Origin of the sequence: Massilia niabensis (genome assembly GCF_042655085.1) — a bacterium.
GTDB classification, from domain to species: Bacteria; Pseudomonadota; Gammaproteobacteria; order Burkholderiales; family Burkholderiaceae_D; genus Telluria; species Telluria niabensis.
Map to the genome: position 1 here is coordinate 118210 of NZ_JBHSMU010000004.1, position 25021 is coordinate 143230.

The 25021-nt window shown below is 68.5% G+C and carries 19 protein-coding genes; 8 read left to right on the forward strand and 11 right to left on the reverse strand.

Annotated elements, in window-relative coordinates; translation table 11 throughout:
- The first annotated feature begins 41 nt into the window (after positions 1–41).
- The gene (locus ACFPN5_RS03175) at positions 42–1538 is read left to right on the forward strand and encodes an FHA domain-containing protein (RefSeq protein ID WP_379780033.1); all 1497 of its coding nucleotides are present in this window, start codon (positions 42–44) and stop codon (positions 1536–1538) included.
- Positions 1539–1788: 250 nt separating this feature from the next.
- On the opposite strand, the gene ACFPN5_RS03180 is transcribed toward ACFPN5_RS03175, so the two are convergent.
- From ACFPN5_RS03180 to ACFPN5_RS03215, 8 genes are all read right to left on the reverse strand, one after another.
- Entirely contained in the window at positions 1789–3378 is a 1590-nt protein-coding gene (locus ACFPN5_RS03180; RefSeq protein WP_379780035.1) for a hypothetical protein, read from the reverse strand.
- 238 nt (positions 3379–3616) lie between these two features.
- Positions 3617–5851 carry an SUMF1/EgtB/PvdO family nonheme iron enzyme gene (locus tag ACFPN5_RS03185; protein ID WP_379780037.1) on the reverse strand — a complete coding sequence of 745 codons (2235 nt, stop codon included), beginning with the start codon at positions 5849–5851 and terminating at the stop codon, positions 3617–3619.
- Positions 5852–5861: 10 nt separating this feature from the next.
- Positions 5862–7997, reverse strand: coding sequence for a hypothetical protein (locus ACFPN5_RS03190; protein WP_379780039.1), 2136 nt, complete (start codon positions 7995–7997; stop codon positions 5862–5864).
- 61 nt (positions 7998–8058) lie between these two features.
- Entirely contained in the window at positions 8059–9090 is a 1032-nt protein-coding gene (locus ACFPN5_RS03195; protein WP_379780041.1) for a hypothetical protein, read from the reverse strand.
- Complete coding sequence (locus ACFPN5_RS03200) at positions 9087–10154, reverse strand: hypothetical protein (RefSeq protein WP_379780043.1); 1068 nt, start codon at positions 10152–10154, stop codon at positions 9087–9089. The genes ACFPN5_RS03195 and ACFPN5_RS03200 overlap by 4 nt, the downstream gene beginning before the upstream one ends.
- A complete protein-coding gene (locus ACFPN5_RS03205) occupies positions 10151–10741 on the reverse strand; it encodes a hypothetical protein (RefSeq protein WP_379780045.1) in 591 nt (196 codons plus the stop codon). The genes ACFPN5_RS03200 and ACFPN5_RS03205 overlap by 4 nt, the downstream gene beginning before the upstream one ends.
- A complete protein-coding gene (locus ACFPN5_RS03210; RefSeq protein WP_379780047.1) occupies positions 10738–11982 on the reverse strand; it encodes a hypothetical protein in 1245 nt (414 codons plus the stop codon). Before ACFPN5_RS03210 ends, ACFPN5_RS03205 begins: the two co-directional genes overlap by 4 nt.
- A 133-nt stretch (positions 11983–12115) precedes the next feature.
- Positions 12116–15313, reverse strand: a complete 3198-nt coding sequence (locus ACFPN5_RS03215) for a penicillin-binding transpeptidase domain-containing protein (protein WP_379780049.1) — start codon at positions 15311–15313, stop codon at positions 12116–12118.
- A gap of 243 nt (positions 15314–15556) precedes the next feature.
- Here ACFPN5_RS03215 and ACFPN5_RS03220 point away from each other — a divergent pair, with 243 nt between their 5' ends.
- From ACFPN5_RS03220 to pepA, 4 genes are all read left to right on the forward strand, one after another.
- Positions 15557–15796, forward strand: a complete 240-nt coding sequence (locus ACFPN5_RS03220) for a hypothetical protein (protein WP_379780050.1) — start codon at positions 15557–15559, stop codon at positions 15794–15796.
- A 203-nt stretch (positions 15797–15999) separates the two neighbouring features.
- Positions 16000–16620 (forward strand): YXWGXW repeat-containing protein, encoded by a 621-nt coding sequence (locus tag ACFPN5_RS03225; protein ID WP_379780052.1) that lies wholly within the window; start codon positions 16000–16002, stop codon positions 16618–16620.
- Between the two features lie 152 nt (positions 16621–16772).
- On the forward strand, positions 16773–17459 hold the full coding sequence (locus ACFPN5_RS03230; protein WP_379780053.1) for a ribonuclease HI family protein: 687 nt from the start codon (positions 16773–16775) through the stop codon (positions 17457–17459).
- Positions 17460–17631: 172 nt separating this feature from the next.
- Positions 17632–18483, forward strand: coding sequence for a flocculation-associated PEP-CTERM protein PepA (pepA, locus tag ACFPN5_RS03235; protein WP_379780055.1), 852 nt, complete (start codon positions 17632–17634; stop codon positions 18481–18483).
- An 84-nt stretch (positions 18484–18567) separates the two neighbouring features.
- Here pepA and ACFPN5_RS03240 read toward each other — a convergent pair whose 3' ends face one another.
- Positions 18568–20769, reverse strand: coding sequence for a TonB-dependent receptor plug domain-containing protein (locus ACFPN5_RS03240; RefSeq protein WP_379780057.1), 2202 nt, complete (start codon positions 20767–20769; stop codon positions 18568–18570).
- A 235-nt stretch (positions 20770–21004) separates the two neighbouring features.
- Here ACFPN5_RS03240 and asd point away from each other — a divergent pair, with 235 nt between their 5' ends.
- Entirely contained in the window at positions 21005–21865 is an 861-nt protein-coding gene (asd, locus tag ACFPN5_RS03245; RefSeq protein ID WP_379780059.1) for an archaetidylserine decarboxylase, read from the forward strand.
- 13 nt (positions 21866–21878) lie between these two features.
- Here asd and ACFPN5_RS03250 read toward each other — a convergent pair whose 3' ends face one another.
- Positions 21879–22475: a class I SAM-dependent DNA methyltransferase gene (locus ACFPN5_RS03250; RefSeq protein ID WP_379780060.1), complete on the reverse strand. Its 597-nt coding sequence runs from the start codon at positions 22473–22475 to the stop codon at positions 21879–21881.
- Positions 22472–23377, reverse strand: coding sequence for a LysR family transcriptional regulator (locus ACFPN5_RS03255; RefSeq protein WP_379780062.1), 906 nt, complete (start codon positions 23375–23377; stop codon positions 22472–22474). Before ACFPN5_RS03255 ends, ACFPN5_RS03250 begins: the two co-directional genes overlap by 4 nt.
- A gap of 124 nt (positions 23378–23501) precedes the next feature.
- Between ACFPN5_RS03255 and ACFPN5_RS03260 the strand changes: the two genes are divergently transcribed.
- Complete coding sequence (locus ACFPN5_RS03260; RefSeq protein WP_379780063.1) at positions 23502–24095, forward strand: FMN-dependent NADH-azoreductase; 594 nt, start codon at positions 23502–23504, stop codon at positions 24093–24095.
- 35 nt (positions 24096–24130) lie between these two features.
- Positions 24131–25003: a pirin family protein gene (locus ACFPN5_RS03265; protein WP_379780065.1), complete on the forward strand. Its 873-nt coding sequence runs from the start codon at positions 24131–24133 to the stop codon at positions 25001–25003.
- The last annotated feature ends 18 nt before the right edge of the window (positions 25004–25021 follow it).

Consider the following 25021-nt stretch of genomic DNA (forward strand, 5'->3'; position numbering starts at 1 on the left):
AATACGGCTAAGCTGTCCTCGTCCACGAAGCCAGCCCATCCATGAAGCGTTGCAGCCATCCCGAGCATCCGCATTGCACCGTCTGGGTGATGCCAGGGGAATCCGCCTGCGCGCACGGCCACGCCCAGCCCGTGGTGCAGGAACAAGGTCCTGACGTTAACCTGCTCATCCCTGCTGCCGGCCCGATCGTCGCCGGCGCCACGCCCCTGCAGCGCCCGCACTTGCACGTCAGCGGCTTCGACCCGCGCGCCGCCGGCGGGCGCCAGGTGCTCAAGCTGGAGTTGCGCGGCATGCCAGCCGGCTGCGCGCCGCAGGTGTCGATGCTGGCCAGTTCGCGCCTGCGTCTGGACTCCGGCGAGCGCCATGGTTTTGCGCGCACCGGGCGCGGCGAATGGCTGCCGGTCTTCCTCGAATTTTCCTCGCGCGGGCTCGAGCACGGCCAGTACCGCATCGAGCTCGAACTGCACAGCCGTCCCGAAGACGCCCTCGCCCCTGCGCGGGTCTGGATCGCCACGCTGCTGATCCTGGCGCCACGGCTGGACGCCAGCCTGCACGACATCCACCAGACCTTCCTCGCCACGCACAAGAACGTGCGCGTCAGCGCCGACGACGCCTCGATCGCGCGGGTCAAAGCGGGCTTCTGCGGCGGCAGTGTCGACATTGATGTGAGCGCAAGGAATGCGGGCATTGCCCACCTCGACCTCGACGCGGCGGGCGGCAAGATCGACCTCGGCTTCTCCAGCATCGCCTGGGATGAAGACCTGATCGAGATCGACCAGCCGCTCAGGCAGCCGCAGATCCATCCCGCGCCGGCGCGGCACCCCTGCCCGGCCAGCACGGCCTGCCTCGTGTTCGAGGCGCCGGAGCGCGTGCGCCACCTGCGTCTGTTCGCCCTCGACGAATGCGTGCTCGGCCGCTTCGAACACGGCGCGCCGGAGGCCGACCTGCTGCTCGCGCACCACGGCCAGGCTGAGCCCGCCGGACCATGCGTCGAAGGCCTGACGCGCCGCATCTCGGCGCGGCATGCCCTCATCCGGCGCGGGCGCGATGGCTATGAAATCGAAGACGTGTCGCGCTACGGGCTGCTGCTCGACGGCGCCTGGCCCGGCAAGCACCTGCCTGTGCCCCTGCGCCCGGGCATGCGCATCGAACTGACGGCGAGCATTCCCGGCGTGGCCGTACTCGAAGTGGCCGCCGTTCTACCAAACGGCGTCATCCTGCGCCGGCTCGACGCGGGCATGGCGCATGAGGCGTTTTACCTGCTCGATCCCGAACGCGATCCCGAGACCCTGCGCGGCACGGCCAGGGGGGCGCATGCATCGGGCATGCCGCTGCTGTTCCATCGCGACGGCGGCTTCTGGCAGCGCGACCCAGCCGGCGGCGAGGCGACACCGCTCGCGCCGGCGAGCGCCGCCGAACGGCTCGCGGGCTGGCAGCGCGGACCGCAATTCGCCCTCCGGGCCTATCCGGAATTGCAGGGCGGGACGGCGGCGCCGTCCTTCGCACCAGCCCGGCGCGCGCTGGCGCAGCCGGCCTGACTGCGCCTGGCGGCGCCCGGCCAGGTCTTAGTGCCGCATCAGGAAGAAAATCAGCGAGCATCCCGCAAGCAGCGCGGCTTGCAGTCCGAAAACGATTGCGGGAATGCGCAGGTCTTCAGGGATTTTCATGGCGTGTCCTTCAAGCCGGTCATCAACCATTTGACAGGGTTTACCCTGCTTCGGTTGCATCGGGCTTGCGCACCCCAGTTGGCGCAACGACTGAGTGCATACTTTCTCGATCGACGCAGGGCTAGAGGGTCAGACACGCGCGATCGAGCCGTGGGATTGGGCTGGTGTCGAACATAATGTCCCCACTACGGTTTGAGAAATAGACCTCCCGCGCCTGTATCTGCACAAGCGGACCGATGCGATTCACCGGTGGCCACGAGGGGCTCGCTTGTTGATACAACAGTTGCGCGGACGCCGCCCGGATCATCAATTCCGTCAGTGCGCGATCAAAGTAGTCATGCGTGAATACGAACCGGCAACCCCATTGAAAGCTCAGTTCTCGTGCCAGTACAGCCTTATTGCAGCGATATTGGAGTTCGGCTAGCTCCTCTGGACTGATGCGCATCTCGATTTCAAATGGCTCAGGATGTATCCATCTGACGTCGTTACAATCGTTGCTGCGTTGGCTGACAAAACCGATCGGCTCCCACCCCTCTGCGAGCCGGCTGATCACCCGGGCGTAAGCGCAAAACTGCGACCACTCGTGATCGTCGCGAATATCTTGGGGCGCAATCGCGCCATGGGTTTTCAAAACGCTTTCAGCTCGGTAGTCATCGTTGAGTATCGATATATTTAATTGCCAGTCGAGATCGCTCACGCGTTTTCTTGAGCTACTTACGCGAATCGTGAGCTGTTTGTTGTTGGCGACTGATACCCTGCGGACAGATGCGTATGTGGCCTTCGTCCAGATAAAAGCGTCGTCTATTTCACCTGTGCCTGGGTTGCGTGCGGCCAGTTTCACATAGCAGGAGCTGACGAGATGCAGATCGTCATTTCGGGTTGCGCGCGGCATTAGCTGAGCCCAGCCATCGACTATCTGAAACGCTCGATTGCGTTCGTGCAGCGACAAATCAATACGCGCGACTTCGGCCGCCTCTGGCAGAGGAGCGTCTTCGGCAACCTTCTTGACCACCCTTGCGACAGGGGTCAATATGAAATGGCTCGGCGGGTCGGGCATAGTCCTACCCAGGAGCGCGTCGGACCCCGGAAAGTACGGATAGCAGGCATTAATCATCGCCTGGCGAACCACACCGACATCGAGCGCCGGCAGGTGCTCCCACACCACCTCGTCCAAAACCATGGCTGGCACGTATGGCGCGAAGCTATGGAGAAACGAATCGGTTACGATCCGCTGCTGCGCAAATTCGCGGACCCGCTTCATGTCTGTCAGCTCTTCTGCAGTATGCTCAATCTCCGCTCGGTCGATTTGCCTGGCGTGGTGGCAGCACATCCATACCCCGTTCTCCACGTCCGAGAGTTTACTGACATCGTAGCCGGGGGGAAGCTCTCGACGAGGGCCGTTTGCGCTGGCGCCGTAGATATGAGCAGCGTCGCCGATTCTTGCACTCCCGCTCGTTGTATCTTTCTTCATAATAGGTAGAAGCGTAGCCCGCAAGCACTTTCGATAACTGCACAGTGATCCGGCGCGCTCGCGCATGACTCTTTTTGTGGTGTTGAGGAAATTGACACGCATCTCATCGGGTGTATGCGGGGCATTACCTGTTGAGACTGTCTTGAAACTATCATTGCACTCCATGCTTACGCCCTTCTCTTTCACATCAGATTTCGCTTGTGCAGGAAATGCCTCAAGCAACTTCGCTTTCAAAGCCATGACCGTGCAAATGCGATAGTTGCGCGCCTGGTTGATTGCGTCCTGCGCTTCTTGCCGAACTGGTCGACCTCGCTAGCTTAGGTCGATGACTTGCCCTGTAGCCAGGCCGCCAGCCGGGTAAATGTAGCGTTTGACTACGCGGACGACTTTCAATACGTCTTCACCGTCGGACCTGAATGCAGTGGTGGCGACATCAAGGAAATGGGGACTATTCGGGCTAGCCTTTAAGGAATCGACTCTAGGAAATATTCCCGTTACCCTCGCCGTCGGCCAAGTCCCGCGCGACGCGGAAACCGACGATGTCATTCGACATGACCGCCGAAAAGGCATTGCGCAGGGCTGAGCGCAGGTAGCGCGGGTTGTACAGCCAACAGCCGCCGCGCAGGATGCGGCGCGCGCGGTCGCCGCCGCGCTCGCCATCTGCTTCCCAGGCGCTGCCGTCGAGCGGCGCGCCTTCGTAATTGTCGTGCATCACATCCTGCACCCATTCCCAGACGTTGCCGTGCATGTCGTGCAGGCCCCAGGGATTGGCGGCGAATTGCGTGACCGGCGTCGTGCCGCGCCGGTAGTCGCCGTGCGCGCCGCCGTTCCAGCTGAAGTTGCCGTCGTAGTTCGCCAGGCTGGTGTCGATGGCGTCGCCGAAGCTGAACGCCGTCCTGGTGCCGGCGCGGCAGGCATATTCCCACTCGGCCTCGCTCGGCAGGCGGTAGCGCGCGCCGGTACGCTCGGACAGCCAGGCCAGGTACAGCTGGGCGTCGCCCCAGGACACCCCGACCACAGGGTGCGACTCAAGCTGGGCGAAGCCGGGCGCGGCCCAGTTGACATCGCCGTCCGGCTGCCAGCCCGTCGCCTCCACAAAAACGCGCCATTCGCCCACTGTGACCGGATAGCGGCCCAGCGCGAATGGCCGCTCGATGCCGACCCAGTGCTGGGGCGTTTCGCGCGCCAGCCAGTTTTTCTGGGCGCCGGCTGCCATCGCGATGCTGCGTTCGTGCTCGGGTGAGCCCATCTGGAAACGGCCGGCCTTGATCACGACCAGTTCGGGGCCTGCGCCGCTGCCGTCCTGGAAGCGGTCGCGCAGCAGGATCAGTCCTGGCGCCGCCGTGGCATCCAGAGCAGCGGGCTCGGCGGGCGCAGGGGGATGCGCGCGTGCCCGCTCCTGCTCGGCGAGATAGGCCGCCGCCGCCCTAGCCTGCAACGCTTTGCGCTGCGCTTCCTCCTGGGCCTGGCGCGCTTTCGCGACTTCCTCGGCGCGCCGCGCAGCAAGCTGCTCGCGCAAGGCTTCGCGGCGCACGCGCCGGGCGGCATCGGTGTGCACGCGCTCGCGCTTTTCCTGCTCGCGGCGCAGGCGCACGGCGGCGGCCCGCGCTTCTGCCGCCGCCTGGACGCGTGCTTGTTCGTCCGATTCGTCCGCAGGCGGGCGCTCCGCGTTTGCGATGGGCAGATCCTCGGCCGGCGCCGGACCGGCCGCGGGCGCCGCCACGTCGAGCGGAACCGGCCCAGCCGCCAGCCGGGACAACAGCTCCAGCACGCTGTGCGGCCTCTCCGCAGGATCGTGTGCGAGGCCGCCGCGCAGCACCGCCCACTTGCCCTCGTCCAGTCCATCCGGCCTGTCGAATGCGCCCCCCGCGGCAGGCGCCCGGCCGGACAGCATCTGGTGGATCATCGCCGCGACCGAATACACGTCAAGGCCTGGCGCCGGCACGCTGTCGGGTGCGCCCGCTTCCGGCGCCCGGTAACCCGGCGTGCCGGAGCGCGGCGGCGCCTCGAGAGATGACCATGTGCCCCCTTGCGCCCGCGCCCTTGCCGCGATGCCGAAATCGAGCAGCTTGACCTCGCCGCGCTTGGTCACAAACACATTGGCCGGCTTGATGTCGCGGTGGACCAGGCGGTGCTTGTCCCAGGCATAGTCGAGCGCCTCGCCGATGGGCACCAGCAGCGCCAGCACGCGCGCCAGCGGCAAGGCCCGCTCGCGCGCCAGCAGGCTGCCCAGGTCTTCGCCCTCCAGGCATTCCATGATGAGGAAGAAGCTGGAGGTCGCCGGGTCCTGGGCCCAGTCGTAGACCCGCACGATGTTTTCGTGGGCCAGGCGGCGCGCGCGCGTGGCTTCCTGCACCAGCAGCCTGGCGTGGCCGCTGCTTTGCGTCAGCTCGGGCGACAGGATCTTGAGCGCTACCTGCGCGCTGTGGCCCAGCTCCGCATACGTCGCCAGGTCCGTCGCCTGCCAGACCTGGCCCATGCCGCCGGGAGCGATCAGGCGCTCGAGCCGGTAGCGGCGGTTGGCGGGGCCGACCTGCTGGCCCTGCATCAGCCCGAGCTCGGTGCCGGGCAAGGATGAAGCATTCGCCACCGGCGGCGATGCGTGCGCGGCGTCCAGGATCGCGTTCTTGCGCTGCTCGAACTCCTGGCCGCTCAGCAGGCCGTCGTCGTGCAGGGCGCGCAGCTCGCGGATCTTGTCGAGGGCTGTCTGCATCGCTGCCGGCTCAAGCCTGCAGCGCCGCGCCGCAGGCGCCGCAGAAGCGGTCGCTGGCGCCTGCCGCGTGGCCGTGGAGGCAGGAGCGGGCCGTGGCCACCGCCCCCACCGCCTGTGCCTGCGCGGCGAGCGCCGCCTTGTTCACGTCGTTCTGCAAGGCCAGCAGGTCGAGCTGGTGGCGCCGGTCCTTGTCAACCTCGAGATCGCGGCGTAGGCGTTCGCGCTCGGCCGCATCGTGAGCAGCATTCGCGCCCAGGCGGGCTGCATCGAGCGCCATGATGTCGCCGCCGGCCGCCACCACGCCGGCCAGCGCGCCCAGCTGGCCGGCGTCCATCGTCGCGTGCACCCGGGTTTTCAGGTAGTCGGACAGGATCGCCGCGTTCGGCGCGGGAGCGAGCGCCAGTTTTGTGGTGTCATCAAAAGTGTCCATCGATGCGGCACGCTCGCTCTCGATCTTGGCCAGGGCCAGCTGGTGCTGCCACGCCGCCTCCTGCTCGGCGCGACGCTGGGCGGCGCGACTTTCCTCGGCCATCAGCTCGACCTCCTTCGCCTGGCGTGCCTGCCGGTGCTCGGCGTCGAGGGTGCGCAGCAGCTTTTCGTGCTGGGCGATGGCGTCCTGCTGCCCGCCCTCGCGGCGCAGCGCGTCGATCTTCTGCTGGACGCCTTCGCTCTCCAGGTCAGCCCCCCGCAGCGCGGCGCGCAGCCGTGCCTGCGCCTGCTGCTCGTCCCATTCCGCCTCGCGCTCAGTCGCGCGGCGCCGTGCGGCATTGGCCAGCACGACGAGGGCAAACTGCGCCTGGTGTTCTTCGTCGTCGAGTTCCCGGGCACGGCGCGCCGCGGCGGTTTCGGCCGCGCGCAGGCGTGCCAGCTCCTCGCGCTGGCGCGACGCGTCTTCGATCTCCCTGGCCTGCTCGACCTTGTTGCGGATCTGCTGGACCAGCAACTGCTGCGAGAACCGCTGCTGCGCCAGCCGGCGCGCCTGCAATGCCTCCTGCTGGGCCACTTCGAGCGCGCCGCGCATGCGGATCTGCGCCATGGCCTGCAGTTGCGCCCACTCGGCCTGCTCGCCAGCGCGCTGCGCGCGTTTTTTTCCGAGCTCGTGTTCGAGCTGGGCCAGTATCTCGCCCGCACCGCGCCCGATCGCCTCGCGCCGCGATTTGGATTCCGTCACGCGCGCATACAAATCGATCTCGCGCGCGCGCAGCGCCTGCGCGCGCCCGGCATTGGCCAGGGTCAGCTCGGCGCGGTCGATGGTTTCGGCCTGGCGCAGTTCCAGCCGGCGCAGGCGCAGGCGCGAAGCCTGTTCTTCGCGTTCGATGCGGCGCCACTCGTCTTCGTCGTACAGCTCGCCCAACTGGCGCGCGTGCTCCATCTGCACGCGGCGCTCGTCGGCGGCCAGCCACAGCGTGCCGATGCGGGCACGGTTGGCATCGAACTTGTCGTGGCGCAGGGCCAGCGTATCGACCTGCACCACGCCCAGGCCATAGCCGGCCAGCAGCAGGCGCAGCGCGCCCTGCAGGCGTTCGTCGAATTCAAAGCGCAGGTCGCGGTTGCCTGCCATCTCGCGCAGCGACCTGCTGCCGGCAAATTCCGCCGCCAGCTGGCGCACGGCAGGCGCCAGCAGTTCGCGCAACTGCGCGCTCGTGACGGTGCCAGGCATGGTCATGAAATGGCGCGCAAAGGCGGGCACGTTCTCGATCCGCAGGCTGACGGTGAAGCGGCTTGATACGGCCAGGTGCTCGCTGGTTTCCAGGTCGTCGAACGCGAATTCGACCGGCAGCGCGCCGGTTCGCGTGACCAGGATTTCGGCGTGGCCGTCGCGCAGCAGGTGGTTCAGGCGGGTGAAGAAGCCTTCGATCTCGTATTCGCCCTGCGGCACTTCAGTCGCCTGGCCGCCTTGCAGGATATAGGCGCGGGCGGTGGCGGGCACCCGCAAGGTCTTGACGAACAGGCCCGACAGCGCGCGCACGCCGAAGAACACGGCCAGCTCGTCCGGCCCGGCGACCCAGCGGTTATCGACCAGTAGCGGCGCATTGCGTGGCGCGCCGAGGGTGATGCCGCAGGCCGCGCAATAGCCCGCGCCATCGGCATTCTTGCGCTCACAGCGCGGGCACGGGGCGCCGCCAAAACCGAACATCTGGAACATGATCCGACTCCATCCTGTGGTAACTCTGGTTACGGCTGCTCAGCCGATTTTATCAGGCGCTCTAAATGATACCGATGCGCTCGACGCAAGCCAGGCTCGCGCCCTTGCGCCGCAAGGCCTCGCGCAAGCCCGGCGGCAGCCCGGCTTCCCAGGCGCGCGGCAGCAGCACGCGGTCGCCCGCCTGCGCCTCCCGCTCGATCAGCGCGCACTTCGGCGCCAGTCCTTCGACCGGCTCGACCTGGCCGGCATGCCAGGCGCCCGAACACCCGCTGGCGATGATGCGGCCCCGGGGGATGAATTCGCGCCCGCGCGCGATCCGGTCGGCCAGCACCAGCGCCAGCTCGTACGAATTGCCGTGGAAGCTGTCGGCGCCGAAGCGCACCGTCGTGCGCCAGCGGGCGGCGGCCTGGCCGTCGAAGTGGCGCGCTCCCGCAAGGACCTGGCGCACGGCAGCCTGGCGGGCGCCGTCCAGGCCGGGCGCGGCAACCGCGTCCTCGTCGTCGCTGCCAGCGAGCGGAGCCAATGGATAAACGCTCACCTCGACCCAGCACAATGCGTCGTTGATGCCGCCGCTGTGCAGCGGGAACCAGGCGCGCGCGCTCGACACCGAGGCCGCCACGTCCGGCTGGCCCGACAATGCGCCGAGATGGTGCAGGGAGCCCTCGCCGCCGAGCAGGGTTCCGCGCGGCGCGCCGCGCAGGTCGTGTCCCCGCAGGTCGTGTCCCTCCACCCGCCCCCGTTCCCAGTCGCCGGACCAGCCATTGGCAACCAGTCCTTCGCGCGCCGGCACCAGGCCGCGCACCATGCGGTCGGCCAGCACCACGGCCAGTTCCCAGTCGCGTTCCTGCGGGCCGGGCGCGCGGTCGATGCTGATGACGACCTGGTCGCGGCTGTCGTAGCGCGCTTCGGTATGGCGCGCCAGGCGCGCGACCTGTCCCATGCGTGCCGCCAGTGCGGGCGCGCTAGGGGCGCTGCACTTGACTTCGGCGCGCCCGCCGCGCGGCCGGCGCGTGGCCGTCACCGTGGCCAGCGTGCCGTCGGCCAGGACGCTGGCAACCTGGGCGCTGTCCGGGCGTTCTGTGTGGGTGCTCATGCGTCCTCCTCGGGGGCCAGCGCCTTGCGCCCGTCCATGTCGTGCTCGAGGTTGGCGACGATGCGGTCCGCTTCGTCGAGCAGACCCGCCAGCGCGTCGTCGTCCGCGCGCTCGAGGCGGGCGAGCAGCGCCCAGGCTTCGTCGAGCGCCGCTGCCGCGCGCAGGCTGTGGCGCGCGCGCCGCAGTTGCTGATCCATTGCCAGGGGCTGGCCGGGCGCCGCCAGCGCCAGGGCCGGCATCGTGCCGGCCGCAAGGCTGACCAGGTCGAGCCGTCCCAGCAAGGCCTGCTGCTGGCGGAACAGCCCCTGCCCCTGCGGCAGCGCCGCCATGCGCACGCGGCACATCAGGCAAGGCAGCTCGAGGAAGAGGCGGCGCAGCGCGCGGGCGTCGGCTGCGGCCGGATCAAAGGCCGCCGGTGAGGCCGTGGCAGCGGGCGCCGCCCCGCCCGGCAGGTCCGGCGCCGTGGCCGGGTCTACCCGCGCCTGCAACTCGCGCGCGTAGTCACGGCTGCCGGCCAGGTCGACCGGGACGCAGTCGTCGATGCTGACGCCGAAGCGCGTGTACATCAGCTGGTTGAAGCCGCCGCGGAAGGCGTTCCACTCGTCGAGCGTCGTGCATGGCGGCAGTTCCAGGTTGCCCTGCGCCAGTTCGCGCTGCAGCACAGCCTCGGCCTGCGCGGCGAAGCCGGCGACGGTGAGCGGTTCGCCCATGTCCGCGGCCTCGCTTGCCAGGTAGAGGTCAAACCGCTGCTGGGTGACGCGCGGGTCGGGGCTGTCCACCGCAAAGCTCATACGCAGGCCGATCTCGGGCGCGGCGGCAAAGGGCACCAGGTCGCAGCCATAGGGGCCCGGATGGAAGCACCACGCGCGGTCGCCAGCGGCGAGATTGACCCGCCCGCCCGCGCTAACGCGGCGCGTGTGGCCGGCGGCATCGAACACGACGCCGATGCCGCCCGGCGGCAGCTGGCAGCCGGAGGCGATCGGGCGCGCGATCACCTGCGTGCCGAGCCCGGCGGTTTCGAAAGCCGGGCTGCCTGCAAAGCGGCGCAGCAACTGGAACATCATGGCGCCGGCTGCACGCGGGGATGCACACTGAAGCGCGCCCCGCGCCGCTGGAAGTGCTCGAACGGCGCATCGGCGAAGGGCCAGGCGGCTTCGCATTCGCCGTCCAGGTCCAGCCGTCCGGCCAGCACTTCGGCGCCGCTGCCATCGAGCACCCGTACGGGGGCCGACTCGCGCAGCAGGCGCGCGGCAAACGGAGCTTCCGGCACCAGTTGCAGGATCACGCGCCTGGCGCCGGCAGCGCCCACGAAATGCAGGTGCCAGTAGCCGTCGTCGGTGGCCAGCAGCTCGAGCGCGGCGCCGGTGTCGGCCGCGCGCAGCATGCCGTGGCTGCCGGACCATGCATCCTCATTGGCGGCCCCGGTCATGGCGGCACGCCGCTCGAGCGCCAGCGTGCGCAGGCGGCGCGTCGTCAGGGGCGAGGTCTGCAGCGCCGCGCGCTCGCCCGCCGTCAGCGGACGACTGCCGTCCAGTGCCGCCAGCAACACCTCATCGGCGAGCCGCAGGCGGTCGCCCTCCACCCGTGGCGCCAGCAGCAGGCGCTCGCGCAGTTTGCGGTCGATGTCGCCCCGTGTGCTTCCTGTATTCATTCATCCTCCCGTTCGTGTGCGGCGTACAAGCTGGCAATCGCCGCGTCGCGCCGCTTGCGCAAGGTCGGCAGCGAGACGTCGTCCAGGGCGGCCAGCTGCGCCATCGTCGGCAGCGCGCCCGTGGCCGGGTCGCGCCATGCGTCCGGATAGCTGTCGTCCATGCTCCCCATCAGCTTCAGGTAGACCGCCAGGCGCACCGGCAGCGATTCACCTGCCAACAGACGCGCGCTCCAGCTGCCCGCATCCTCGGCCGCGCGTGCCATCCGAACAAAGCCGGGGGGAAGTGAAACCGAATGCGCCCGCGCTGCGTCCAGCGGTTCATCCTCACTCGGCGCTTCGTCGGGCTGGGCTGGTGAAAAAGCATCGAGTTCCTCCTCTCCAGCCTCCAGGATCAAGTCCGGCCCCGGCGCGCTGCCCTGCTCCGACTCGCCCAACACACGCCAGTAGTCTTCCAGCCAGGCGCCGGCGCTTTCCTGGTCGTGCAGCCAGTCGCCGTCGCGGTTGCCCGACAAGGCTTCGTACTCGCCGATCTCGGCCAGCATCTCACCGATTTTCACCGGGTTGTTCTTCAGGCTGTCGAAGCGCTTCGAGCGCGTGTGCAGCGGGCCGGCCGAACCGGTGAAGCGCTCCAGGGTTTCGCTCCAGCGCATGATCCACTCGGGGCGACAGGCGGCGATCGATTGCAGCTGCCGGACCTCGATCGGCACGCTGGCCTCGACGGGGCGCCCGAGGATCGCCCCGACCTGCGCGCCGTGCTCGCGCCAGCCGGAAAACAGGCGGGCGATCTCGCCATACGCAGTGTCGAGCATGCGGTAGGCATAGATGCGGTTCGGGCTGCAGGGGCGCCCGCAGGCGGCCTGGTAGTTGTCGGCATCGACCTTGTCGCGCAGGACGGCGAACATGTCGTTGACCTTCTTGCGCAGCAGCGCTTCGCCGCCCGGCTGGCGCCAGAAAGCAGGGGCACGCGCGTGTTCGCTCGCGATCGCATTGCGGAAGGCTTCCCAGTCGGCCGGCCGTGCCGCCAGCTCGCAGGCCAGCAGCCAGGCCAGCTCGGCGTTGGAGTCGCCATAGCTGTTGCCCGCCGCCTGGGCGCGTGGGCTCGAGCGCATCGCGTGCAGCGCCTCGGTCAGCACATCGACATACAGCGCCAGCGACATGTCGCCCGGCACCGGGTCGAGCAGATCGAGCGGGTCGCAGCGCGCGAAGGCCGCGAGCGAAGCGGCGCCCAGGAGTTTACGCACTCCTTCCCATCCAGGCTCCTGATACCGGGTTCCCGGCAAGCGCATACCTTCCTCTTCAATAACTATTGTGTCGTGATAACTGACTTTGTAAATCATGCCACACAAACACAGGAGCAAGGCGCGCAGGAGACGCTCAGTTTTCCTTCAATTCCCCCTTTCGGACGAGCATGGAACGCAGCAGCGCGGCGACGACCGGCGCCGCATGCTCGCCGCCGGTCGCTTCCGACCGGCTGACGAAGGCCGCAAACGCCAGGCGCCGGGTCTGGCCGGGAATACTGCCAGGCTCCAGCCAGCCGGTGAACCAGACCGTCGCCTCGCCGTTCGGCCCGCTGGGTGCGGTACCGGTCTTCCCGTACAACCCCGTGCGCAAGCCGTCGAATTCGGGCGCGCGGAAGGCGCCCGCCGCCGTGCCCTGCGCCACGACGCCGTGCAGGCCGGCGCGCACGCGGTCGAGGCGCACGCCGAGCGGCGCGCCCGGCCGGGCCTGGGCAGCGCGCCCGTCGAGATTGATGAGCAGGCGCGGCGCAATCGCGCGGCCTTCGCCGACGGCGCCCGCCACCATCGCCATGTGCAGCGGCGTTGCCTGCATGCGCAGGCCGATCGCCATTTGCCGCAATTCGTGGCGCGAACCGATCGGGTCGATTCCGGCGGCGCTGGCCTGCAGCGCGTCCCAGCGCCGCCAGTCATGGCCGGCCGGTAGCAGGCCGCCGTCGAGCGCCAGGGCCCGGCCGAAGCCGAGGCGCTGCGCCATGTCGGCGATCGGGCGCACCCCTAGCATCGCATCGGGTTCATTATCCAGATGGAGCGCGCGCAGGCTCGGCGCGCCGCCGCTGCTCTTGCCGAACAGGCTGGCGTCGCCCAATTCGGCGGTCCAGGCGAACCAGGTGTTCAGGCTCCAGGTCAGCGCTTGCGCCAGTCCCAGCTTGCCGTCCTGCGCGCGCCGCTCGAGGGTGCCGTTGCGGAAGTTGGTGATGTGGGTTAGCCCGCCGCTGGCTGGATAGGTCGCGGCGCCGCTGCGGAAGGCAAAGCCGCGCTCCCGCGCCAGGGTGTCGATCGCCGCCAGCGGCATGCCCTGCAACAGCGCGTCCAGGCGCGGGTCGCGCTGCGCGGCGAGCTCCAGGCCGAGTGCGCTGACGATCTTGAAGGTCGAGCCGGGGCTGCGCTCGGCGCCGCCGTCGTGCTGCAGCGCCGCCTGGCGCAGGGGGCTGCGCGCCGGATCGACGCGATCGAAGTCGCGCAGCTCGGCCCAGGGAGTGGACGGCGCCACGCCCCCGCCCGCGCTGGCGGCCGCAAGGATGTCGCCATTGCCGGCATCGAGCAGCACCAGGCCGGCCTGGCGTCCACTCGGGGGTGCAGCGCCGCCACGGCAGTGCGCGCCGTCCCAGCTGCCGCGACGCAGGCCGACGCAGGCCAGCGCGTCCTGGCTGGCGCGCTGCAGATCGAGGTCGAGGCTCAGGGTCGCGGCGTGCGCACGGCCCTCCGGCGCGGGCAGCCGCGCCAGCATGCCGGCAATGCTGCTCGCATGCTCTTCGTGCAGGCCAAGCAGCGATGCGAGGCCCGCCGCCTGCGCGGGCTGCGTCGCGCTGCCGGACTGCCAGAGCGGCCTGCCCTTGCGGTCGGCCAGCAGGACCGGGGTCGTCGCGATGGCAGGCGTGGCGCGCGGCGGCTGCACCAGCGGTTTCCAGGCCAGGCGACCGTTCTCGACCCGCAGGTGGCGCCATGCCGCGTCGCCCTGGCCCGCCATGCCGGCCAGGTCGAGCGGCGCGGCGTCGATGACGATGCGGCGGCTCCCCGCCACCGGCGCCAGCACCAGCTCGCTGACATCGTCGGAACGCACGCACGCCCGTCCGCCGCAGGCCGGGCGCGCAGTCTCCAGCCGCGCACCCTCGACGCCGCGCACGCGGCCGGCCAGCAGCACGTTGACGCGTTCGGCGCCGCTCGCCGGCTGCGCCAGCGTCAGGGCGAGCCGTGCACCGGTGGCGCCGGCGGGCCAGTCCGCCACCCGCTGCCACGGCGCCCATCCTTCGGGCAGGCGCTCGAACAGGCGCGAGGCCGCCAGCGGCAGTGGCGCGTCCAGCGAGACAGCCACGCCGCCGGCCGCCGCCTGCCATGCTCCCGGCGCACCGGGGCGCACGCGCCAGGCCAGCAGGCGCCGCTCGGCATTGAAGATCCTGATCTGCTCGCGCACATAGGCGCCATCGGCGCGGCCATACAGGCGCTCGAGCAGCCGGCGCCCGGCCTCGTCCAGCAGCACGCCGTCCCAGGCGCCCAGGTCGGCCGTGCGCTGGGCCGGTGCCGCGGCGCGCCAGCCGGCGAGGTCGCGCGGCGCCGCCTCGATCATGCCCCCTTGCCCGAGACGCACCAGCCCGTGCGCCAGCAGGCTGTCGAACAGCGCGCCGTCCTCGAGACGCGCCGGCGCGGCAGCCGGCACCCGGTATGCTCCGGGCGCCAGCGTCGCGCTGCGTACGGCCCCGGTTTCCGGAAACGCGGCCACCAGCGCAGTCGCCGCCAGCCCAGGCGCGGCGCGGTAAGGCGTCAGCACCAGCTCGCCGGCCTGGGGGCAGGCGGCGCTGGCGCGGCGCGTGAGCCTCAGCGCCCCTTCTTCCCCCCAGACCAGCCAGCCGTCGCGCCCGAGGGCCGCCTGGCCGCGCCCACCGCTCACGATTCCCCCATGCGTCGCGTCGCCCACCCAGCGCGCCGATTCTCCATGCCAGGCCAACTGCAGCGCCGCTCCGGCAACCCCGGTGATATCGACCCTTGGCATGCTCGAGCCCGACAGCACAACGTTCCTGATCGTGACGGGGCTGGCCGCGCCCTCGTTGCGCGCCACCCAGCGCGCCACGTCGGCGAAGCGGTAGCCGATCCGTACCGGCGCGAGGCGCCCGCCCGTCCCCTCCAGGGTCTGGCTGCACAGGTCGATGACGGTCGGCTGCCCGGCGCGCATGCCGGCCAGGATCAGCAGCGCCCCGCCGGGCTGGGCGCCGAGCACGACGCCGGGCTGGGCCGGCACGCTGAAGGCCAGGCCCGGCAGGGCCGGCTGGAAGCTGGCGAGCGGACGCCCGTTGCCGCCCGCCTGCCCGCCGCTTGCCACGGCAGCGCCGAGCCCGCGCGCGTGGCTGGCGATGACGATGGCGCCGGCAGCGACGAGCACACAGGCAGCGGCGCCCAGCCAGACGCCGGGGCCGGCATGGAGCCGGGCGCTGCGCCGCAGCGGGCTCGCCTGCGCGCCCCGCTGTGCGCCATTCCCTGCGCGCGCCGCGGCACGCAGGTTGCGCGCACGCCGCCATGCCCTGCGGTGCGCGCCCCAGCCTTCGAATAACGTGGCGATCATTCCCCCATCCCTTCCTCCTGCCGGCCCCGGCCGTCCGAGCCGTCCTAGCGGGGGGACGGGAAAAGCATGCAAGGTACAAGCATGCAGATACGGCCGGGTTGACCGGAGTTGGAAGCAGCACGCCGGCCCGCGTTTTGTGCAGGCCATCCCGCTTTTCATGCGGCTTGTCGCAATCCGATGGCCGGCGTGACCGCCCGGGACTACAGTGCACACATCCCAACCACCGCCGCAAGGAGAAGCACCGTGAACATCGCCAAGCACATGGAAGCCGTTTTCGTCGTTGCCCTGGCAGCAGCCGGGTCGGCCAGCTACTTTACCGACGCCGTGCCCCACGCCCACGCCAGCCCGGCCGTCATCCAGGATTCGAGCATCGCCACCGAAACCAGGATGGCCGTCGTGGTGGTCAAGGCCAAGCGCCTGAGTCCCGCCGAAGGGGGGCCGACAGTGCTGGCCGAGCGCCGCGCCGGCGGGAGCCGTATTTGATCGCCCGCGCGTCCCGGGCCGCGTCCGTGCTGGCTGCGGCCTGATCGTTTTTCACCCCTTCCCCGTCCCCTCCCGCCCCGCCTCCCCCGCCTTGCAACACAGTCGCTGCAATCTGTTTCAGATGTAAGCACATGCGTCAAATGCCCCATTGCGTCCGAGCGATTGATACTATGAATCATCCAATTCGGATCATGGAGAACAAAATGAAACGCAGCCTCCCTCTCGTTACCCTGATCGCCCTCGGCGCCGCGGCGTACGCACCGCTGCCATCGATGGCGCAAACCGATGTCCAACTGTATATCGGCACCGCTCCCCCGGCACCGCTGTACGAACGCATGCCGAGCGCGCGTCGCGGCCACGTGTGGGTGCCTGGCTACTGGGCCTGGAACGGCCGCCGCCATCACTGGATGCCCGGGACCTATATCGTCGAGCGTCCAGGCTATGTGTATGCGCCGCCGGCCTGGCAGCAACGCGGTGGCCGCTGGTACATGCAGCAAGGAGGCTGGGCTCCGCACCGCGGCGACCGCCACTATGCGTACCGCGATGGCGACCGCCAGTATGGGAACCGCGGCGGCTACCAGCGCGAGGTGTACTACGACCGTAATGGGCGCCCGCAGGAATACCGTGGCCGCGACCGCGACCGTGACGGCATCCCGGACCGTATCGAACGCCACGGCGGCGACACCGACCGCGACGGCATCCCGAATGCCCGCGACCGCGACCGCGACAACGACGGCGTCGAGAACCGGTACGACCATGACCGCGATGGCGACGGTCGCCGCAACAGCCGCGACAGCAGCCCGGACAATCCATACCGCCGTTAATTCGCATGACGCGGAATAACCAGGCAGGATGAAGAAAGCGCTTCGAAAGAGGCGCTTTTTTTTCGCCTGCCGGGATGCGGCGACGACGGGCAAGACGTTTGTTGCGGACTCACAAGCGGCGCGAACCCATCGAAATGCTTTATGCTGGCGAGATGACCGATCTCGACCGCCTGCAAAGCGCCGCCAACCGTACCGAACTCGCCGCCAGCCGCAAGCGCGCATTGCGCGAGGGCTTGCCGTTCGAAAGCGCGCTGCGCCTGGTGCTTGCGGAGAGCGCGGGCGAGGCCGGCCTTGCCGCGCTGCTGGCGCAACGCGCGGCCCTGCGCGGCGCCGAAGCCGCGCGCCTGGCGCAGCGCAAGGCAGCGCGCGAGGCGGCGCACGCCCTGCGTGGCGCCAGGCACCTGGGCGCGCCCTGCGCCTGGCGCGCCTGGTTCGACGGATCGGCGCGGCCCAACCCGGGACGCTGCGGCATCGGCGGCCTGCTGCGCGGACCTGCGGGCGAACTGGTCGAACTGTCGCGCGCGGCCGGCTACGGCAACAGCAGCGAGGCCGAATACCTGGCGCTGATCGCGGTGCTGGAAGCCGCTCTGGCCCATGGCGCAGGCGAGTTGGCCGTCTACGGCGACAGCCAGGTCGTCATCGACGACGTCAACGGGCCACTCGAGGACAGCGCTCCGGTGCTGCGGCCCTACCGCGCGCGCGTGCATGCCCTGCTCGGCCGGCTGCAGGGGGTTACCCTGCGCTGGGTGCCGCGCCACCGCAACCTGGAAGCGGACCGCTTGTCCCAGCGCGCCGGCGAGCTGCTGGCGATCGATGCGGATGCCCTTGCATTCCGGTGAGCTTCCCGGCCCCGGCCTGCGCCCGCGCCGCGCCGGCTGTCGGAAATCTTTACAGCCCACACCAGCTACTGAAGTTGACATTCGCCAACTTGTTGATTACTAAAGATACTTTCCTGTTGGCATGTTACTTGCTTGTAAGTACGCATACTAACAATGTCCTGAAAAGTCCAACATGAAATATCTGAAACAGATCGGTTGCGCCGCGGTGCTCGCCTTGTCCACGCAGGCCCAGGCTTCGATCCTGATGAGCGACTGGGTGTTCAACCCGACCGGCGGCGGCTTTGCCGGCGGCCAGGCGGTTAACGAATACCTGGACGTGAACGGTAACGCCTTCATCGAGCTGGCCCCAGCCGGCGCGACCTCGTTCACGTTCAAGGAGCACGCCGTGTTCAACCTGGTCCAGGCTGACAGCAACGGCACCCTGTTCCCGATGGCATTCCCGGGCGGCAACATCACGGCAACGCTTGAGGCGGTGGGGAAAGGCGACTTCGGGGGCGCCTTCCGGTTCGAGAGCGGCACGCTGCGCATGTACCACAATCCGACCAATGGGCAGTATGGTTCGAGGGCCGGCTATTTCGGTGCCAACCTGGGGATCCAGATTGCGGAATTCAATATCCTGCTCGGTGGCGGCGGCAAGGTCAACGCGAACGGCAGCCCGCTGAACAATGGTCAGGTATCCGTCCACGCACAGGCGGCCGCCGGCTCGCTCAAGGCCGGCTACTTCTTCAACGGGCACGGGGTCGACCTGTCGACCCAGCCGATGTTCGCGTTCGCCTTCACCAATGCCAATACCCTGGGCAGCCCACGCAGCACCCTGGTCAAGGAAGTTGCCTGCGAATTCGGCGGCTTCACCGGCCGCGGCTGCAACGGCAAGACCTACAAGAACGTCGATCGCCAGCACTTCTTCATCAGCGGCAACGGCCAGTTCAAGCTGGCCGAAGTGCCTGAGCCGGGTTCGGTCGCGCTGTTCGGCATCGCCCTGGCCGGCATCGGCGCCCTGCGCCGCCGCGTACAGGCAGCGTAAGCCTTAGGGCCAAAGAAAAAAGGCCCGGGCCGGAAGTGATTCCGGTCCGGGCCTTTTTGCTTGTATTTTTAAATCTTCAGGACCTCAGAACTTCAGCTCCAGCGTCGCGCGCACCGACGGGCCTGCCGGGAAGCGCAGGTTGCGCACCACCAGGCGGTCCTGCTCGAGGAAGATCTGGCGGTTGACGAAGTCCTCGCCCAGGATGTTCGACAGCGCCACGCGCAACTGCTGTTTTGGCGTGAACTTGTAGAGCGCATAGGCTTCCAGATCGCGCCGGCCCTTCAGGAAGGCGACCTGGCGTTCGGACACCTGGATGGTCGCGTCCTGGCGCCACGCCAGGCTGGCGCCGGTGGTCAGGTCGCCCTTCTTGTAGTCGATGCCGAAGTTGCCCGAGAGCGGAGTCTGGTTGTCGAGGCGGTTGTCCGGGCCCGGCACGCCGTCCACCTCCGACCAGTTGGCGCTGACGCTGGCACGCAGGTCGATCGCCGGCGCATCCTTCATCAGCGCTTTGAGCGGGAACTTGGTTTCCAGCTCCAGCCCGCGCGTGATTGCCTGCCCTGCGTTCATCGGCATCGCCACCCAGCGCGCGCCGTCGAAGGTGACCTGGCTGCGCGTGTAGCCATCGATGCGGCGCATCGAGCCGCTGATCGATACCAGCGCGCCTTCGGCCCAGTAATGCTCGTACGAGGCGTCCAGGCCCAGTGCCAGCTCGGGCTTCAGGTCCGGGTTGCCGGAGAAATCGGGATCGGTCGAGCGGTTGTCGATCGAGGTCTGGCGGCGCGGCATCAGCTGCGGCAGGCCCGGCGCCTTGTAGGTGCGGGTGACGGCGAAGCGCACCTGGTCGCCCTTGGTTTCCGGGATCTTCCACAGGGTTTGGATCACCGGGCTCCAGACGTTCGAGCTCGAACGGGAGGCGGCGAAGGTATTGCCGGTCGCGCGGGTACGGATGCCTTCCCAGCGCGCGCCGAGGTACACCGACCAGCGCGGGGTGAGGTTCCATTCGTCCTGCGCGTAGGCGGCAAAGCGCGAGACTTCGGCCTTGAACTGTTCGCCCCCGTTCAGCAGCGCCGGGAACACCAGGCGCCCGGCCTCGGTCTCGGTGCGGATGTCCTCGCGCACGCCCCAGCCGCCGTCCCAGCCCATGGCCAGCGCGTGGCCGTCGAACAGGGTCTTGCTGAACTTGCCGGTGGTGGTGGCGCCCAGCTCTTCCGCTTCGTTCAGGATGGCGGTGTCGAGCCGGCGCGGCGCGCCGGCCGGTGTCCAGCGCCGCTGCGTGGTGGTGTTCTGGCCGCCCACCACGCCGGCCTTGACGTCGAGCTTGGCGCCGTCGGCCATCTTGTGCACCCAGTTCAGTTCCGTGCGCAGGACATCGTTGTCCGAGCGGGTAGCCGAATCGGCGACCGGGTAGCGCGCCTGCGCGCCCAGCGTGGTGTCCGTGGTTTCGTGGTTCTGGTTGCGGAAGCGCGCGACGTTCACGAAGGTCTGCCAGGTCAGGGTGTCGCCGTTCGCCAGCGCCCAGTTCAGGCGCGGCGCCAGGTTGAACAGGTTCAGGCGCCCTTTTTCGTCGCCCCGTGTGGCGCGCGCGAGCACCTGCGTGCCGGCCGCGTCGAACGCCTGCTCGTCGCTGGGGATGACGCGCGCGAAATCCTCGTACATGGCGCTGCCGGCGATCGCATACGACATCTTGCCCAGCTTGTCCGAGAGCTGGAAGTTCGCGGTCGGGCCGTCGAAACCGCCACCGGTGCGCGCGCCGATCTTGAATTCGCGCTGGCCGGTGCGGATCGCCTTTTTCAGCACGATGTTGATGGTGCCGGCCACCGACTGGGTCGAGTATTCGGCGCTCGCGGCGCGTAGCACTTCGATGCGCTCGATGACGTCGGGCGAGAGCGAGTCGATCGAAAAGCCGGCCGGCGCGCGTTCGCCATTGAGCAGGATCTGCGTGTAGCCGGCGCCCAGGCCGCGCATGCGGATTTCGCCGCCGCGCCCGTTGGGACTGCTGACCGTGATGCCGGGTACGCGCTTGAGCACGTCGGCGACGCTGGTGTCGCCGTATTTGGCGATTTCTTCCTGGCCGACGACGATCTTGGTGGCGGTGTCGTCGCGGCGCGGGTCATAGCCCTCGGCGGTGCCGCGCACTTCGACCTTCTGCATCGCTGGTTCAGGCTGGGACTTGTCCTGTGCCACGGCGCCGGCGGGTTTTTTCGGGGCCTCCTGGGCATGCAGGGGGAAGGCGCTGGCCAGCAGGGCGGCCAGCAAGGTCAGACGGATCGGAGATGAGATATACATATCAGACAGGCAATTTTATGAGATCGTATTGTCCGTGAGATTTCTCCATTTGGGTTGCCAAGTGGCATATTTTTTCGATATGCATGCCGGAGTGTGGTATGAACCTGCCCTATTCTCATCTGGCGATGCGCTACACTGCGCAAGTGACCCTGTGCACGATGTGCAAACAAAGATATGCACGGGAACACTGATTATTTATAATCCGCCATCATCACAAGTAATAAGGGCTGCCATCGTGTCCGACCGCTTCAAAGTACTGCCGCAATATGTCCTGCCCAAGCAGGCGCTGACTTCGTTTGCCGGCCGCGTTGCCGGCCACCGGGGCGGCCGGATGACGACCCGGCTGATCCGCTGGTTCGTCGCCAAGTACGGGGTCAACATGGACGAGGCGGCCAATCCGGACATCGCCAGCTACCCGAGCTTTAACGAATTTTTCACGCGAGCGCTGAGGGATGGCGTCCGTCCGCTTGCCCAAGCGGACTTTGTCTGCCCGGTGGACGGCGCGATCAGCCAGTTCGGCGCCATCGACGACCACCACATCCTGCAGGCCAAGGGGCACAAGTTCACCACGACCCAACTGGTCGGCGGCGATGCGAGCCTGGCCGCCCACTTCCGGCACGGCAGCTTCGCCAACCTCTACCTCAGCCCGAAGGACTACCACCGCCTGCACATGCCCTGCGACGGCCGCCTGACGCGCATGATCTACGTGCCGGGCGCGCTGTTCTCGGTGAACCCGACCACGGCGCGCGGCGTGCCGGGCCTGTTCGCGCGCAACGAACGCGTGGTCTGCGTGTTCGAGTCCGAGGAGTTCGGCACCTTCGTCATGGTGCTCGTCGGTGCGACCATCGTCGGCAGCATGGCCACGCCATGGCACGGCGTCGTCAATCCCCAGCGCAACGGACGCATTTCGGAATGGACCTATGAGTCGACCCCGGTGGTGCTGAAAAAAGGCGAGGAGATGGGCCGCTTCCTGCTGGGCTCGACCGTCGTGATGCTGTTCAAGGAAAAAACGATCGAGTTCAATCCCGCCTGGGCGCCGGAGGGCAAGGTACGGCTGGGCGAAATGATGGGCAATCGCCCGGTCAGCGCGCGCTGACGCGGTCCGATCCTTACACCGCGCGATAGCGCGCGATCCACACGGTCGCTCCGCCGCAAGCCGCATCCTCCGCGGCATGGCGCAGGACCTCGAAACGGTGTGCCGCCAGCAGGCGGCGATACTCTTCCAGGCCGAGCGATGCGTGGTACAGCAGCTCGCCGCCGTTATCGCTCCATACTTCGCCGTGGTCGCTGCCCGAGGTGAACATCAACAGGCCGCCGGGGTCGAGCAGCCGGGCGAAGCGCGCGAACATGGCGCGCTGATCGTCGTGCGGTAGATGAAAGAGGCTGTGCCAGGCAATCACGGCGCCGAAGGTTTCGTTCACGGCCAGGCTGCGCATGTCGCCGACCAGCAGGCGGGTCTGCGGAAAGCGCGTCCGGGCGATCTCGATCATCGCGGCGCTGGCATCGACGCCGGTCATCGCGAACCGCCGCTCGGCCAGGAAGCGCAGGATCGGCTCGCCCGTGCCGCAGCCAAGGTCGAGGATGGCGGCGCCCGGCGGCAAGGCCTGCGCCAGGTATTCCAGCCAGGGCCGTTCGATCAGGGCGCTGGTGCGGGTGCGGTCGAACCAGGCTGCGATCCTGTCGTAGGCACGGATGATGTCGTTCATGGTGCCGCCTCGGCGCAGAACATCTCGTCCATCATGTCAAGGAAGGCCCGTGTCTTGGCCGGCATCAGGCGCCGCCCGGGGAACACGGCCCACCCGGTGGCCGCCGGCAGGTCCCACTCCGGCAGCACCCGCACCAGCTCCCCCTTCTTCACCAGCGGCAGCGCGAACAGTTCCGAGCTGGCCGCGATCCCCGCGCCGCTGCAGGCGATGCGCGCCAACAGATCAGGCGAATTGGCGGTCAGGCGCGCCGGCAGCGCGCGCTCCCAGCGCAGCTTGCCGCGCGTGAGCACCCAGGGTACCGCGCCGCCGTTGCGGTTCAGGAGGCACAGCACGTCGTGGGCCAGTAAATCGTCGGGATGCTCGGGCAGTCCGCGCACGGCCGTATAACAGGGCGAGGCGTACAGGCCGAAACGCTGCAGGGTAACGGGACGCGCATTCAGGGAACTGTCGTCCGGCAGGTCGCCCATTCGGATCGCGATGTCGAAGCTTTCCGCCACCAGGTCGACCCGGCGCGGCGACAGGTCGAGTTCCACCGTCACCGCCGGATAGCGTTCCAGGAAGCGCCCGATCATCGTGCTCATGCCGAGGTTGGCGAAATCGGCGGGCAGCGAAATGCGCAGGCGCCCGCTGGGCGCGCCCTGGCGGTGCTGGGCCAGCGCACCGGCCGCTTCCGATTCCTCCAGCACCCGGCGCGCATGTTCCAGCAGGCTGGCGCCGAATTCGGTGACGACGAGTTTGCGGGTCGTGCGTTGCAGCAGCCGTTCGCCCAGCCGGCTTTCGAGCAGCGAGATGCGCCGCGAGACGGTCGATTTCGGCTGGTTGACCCGCTCGGCAGCGCGGCTGAAACTGCCCGCCTCGACGATACGGGCGAACAGCAGCAGGTCATTTGGTTCCACTTCCATCGGATAGCTCCTGCAATTGTTCCACTGGCTGAATAATGTTATCCATTCTAACGTCTTCCGCATTGTTTTTGGAATGGATAAACTGGCTTCATTGCATACACAACCATTCACCAAAGGAACCCACATGAACATCCTGCAAATCACCTCCAGCCTGCGCGGCGCCGAATCCGAGTCGACCCGTGTCGCGGCCAGCATCGTCGCCAAACTGGTCGCCGCCAACCCGGGCGCGCTTGTGAGCACCCGCGACCTGGCGCGCGACCCGCACCCGGTGCTGGACGAAGCGGCGCTCGGCGCCCTGTTCACCCCGGCGGACAGCCGTACTCCCGAGCAGGCCGCACGCGTGGCGCTCGACGACGCCCTGATCGCCCAGGTGCAGGCGGCCGACGTGGTCGTGATCGGCGCGCCGATGTACAACTTCGGCATTCCGGTGCAGCTCAAAAGCTGGTTCGACGCGATTGCCCGCGCCGGCGTGACCTTCCGCTACACCGAGACCGGTCCGGAAGGCCTGCTGAAGAACAAGAAGGTGTTCGTGGCGACCGCCCGCGGCGGCATCTACCCGGTCGAAGCCGACCCGCAAGTGCCCTTCGTGCGCATGCTGCTCAACTTCTTGGGCATGACGGACCACACTTTCGTGTATTCGGCTGCCCAGGCCATGGGTCCTGAAGCATCCGCCAACGGCCGTGCCGAGGCTGACGCTACCGTCGCCGCCCTGGCATAACAAACGCGGCGGCGCCCAGCGACAAGGAGAAGACGATGACTGAAGCAATCACTCATGCAAGCGTGACAAAAGCGCGCGGGGTCGAGCGGCTGATCGCCGGCCAGGCCGTCATGGACGGCGCGGGCGTGAAAATCAACCGCGTCCTCACGCAGGCGCTGCAGCGCCGCCTCGACCCCTTCCTGATGCTCGATGCCTTCGGCAGCGACAAGGCGGGCGACTACATCGCCGGCTTTCCCGAGCACCCGCACCGCGGATTCGAGACGGTCACCTACATGCTGGCCGGGAGCATGCGCCACCGCGACAGCGCCGGCAACGAGGGGCTGGTGACCGATGGCGGCGTCCAGTGGATGACGGCCGGGCGTGGCGTGATCCACTCCGAGATGCCCGAGCAGACCGAGGGACTGATGGAAGGCTTCCAGCTGTGGCTCAACCTGCCAGCCCGGGACAAGATGAGCGCGCCCTGGTACCGCGACATCCCGAACGCCGAAGTGCCGCGCTTCACACTGGACAATGGGGTCGTCGTGCAGGTGATCGCCGGCGCCAGCCATGGGGTAACGGGCGCCGTGCAGCGCGACGGCACCGAGCCGCTCTACCTCGACATCGAGCTGCCGGCGGGCGCCAGCTTCGAGCAGCCGCTGCCGGAAGGGCACAACGCCTTCATCTACGTGTTCCGCGGCGAGGCCGTCGTGGCCGGGCGCGGCGTGGCGCAGTCGCGCATGGCGATCTTCGACAACGCGCCGGGCGCCGACGGCGTCGTCATCAAGGCGGCGGCGCCGACGCGGCTGCTGCTGCTCGCCGGCCGTCCTTTGCGCGAGCCGATCGCGCAGTACGGCCCCTTCGTGATGAACAGCCAGGCCGAGCTGCAGCAGGCAGTCGAAGACTTCCGCGCCGGGCGCTTCGGCGAGTAAGCGCTGTTTCCCCGCGGC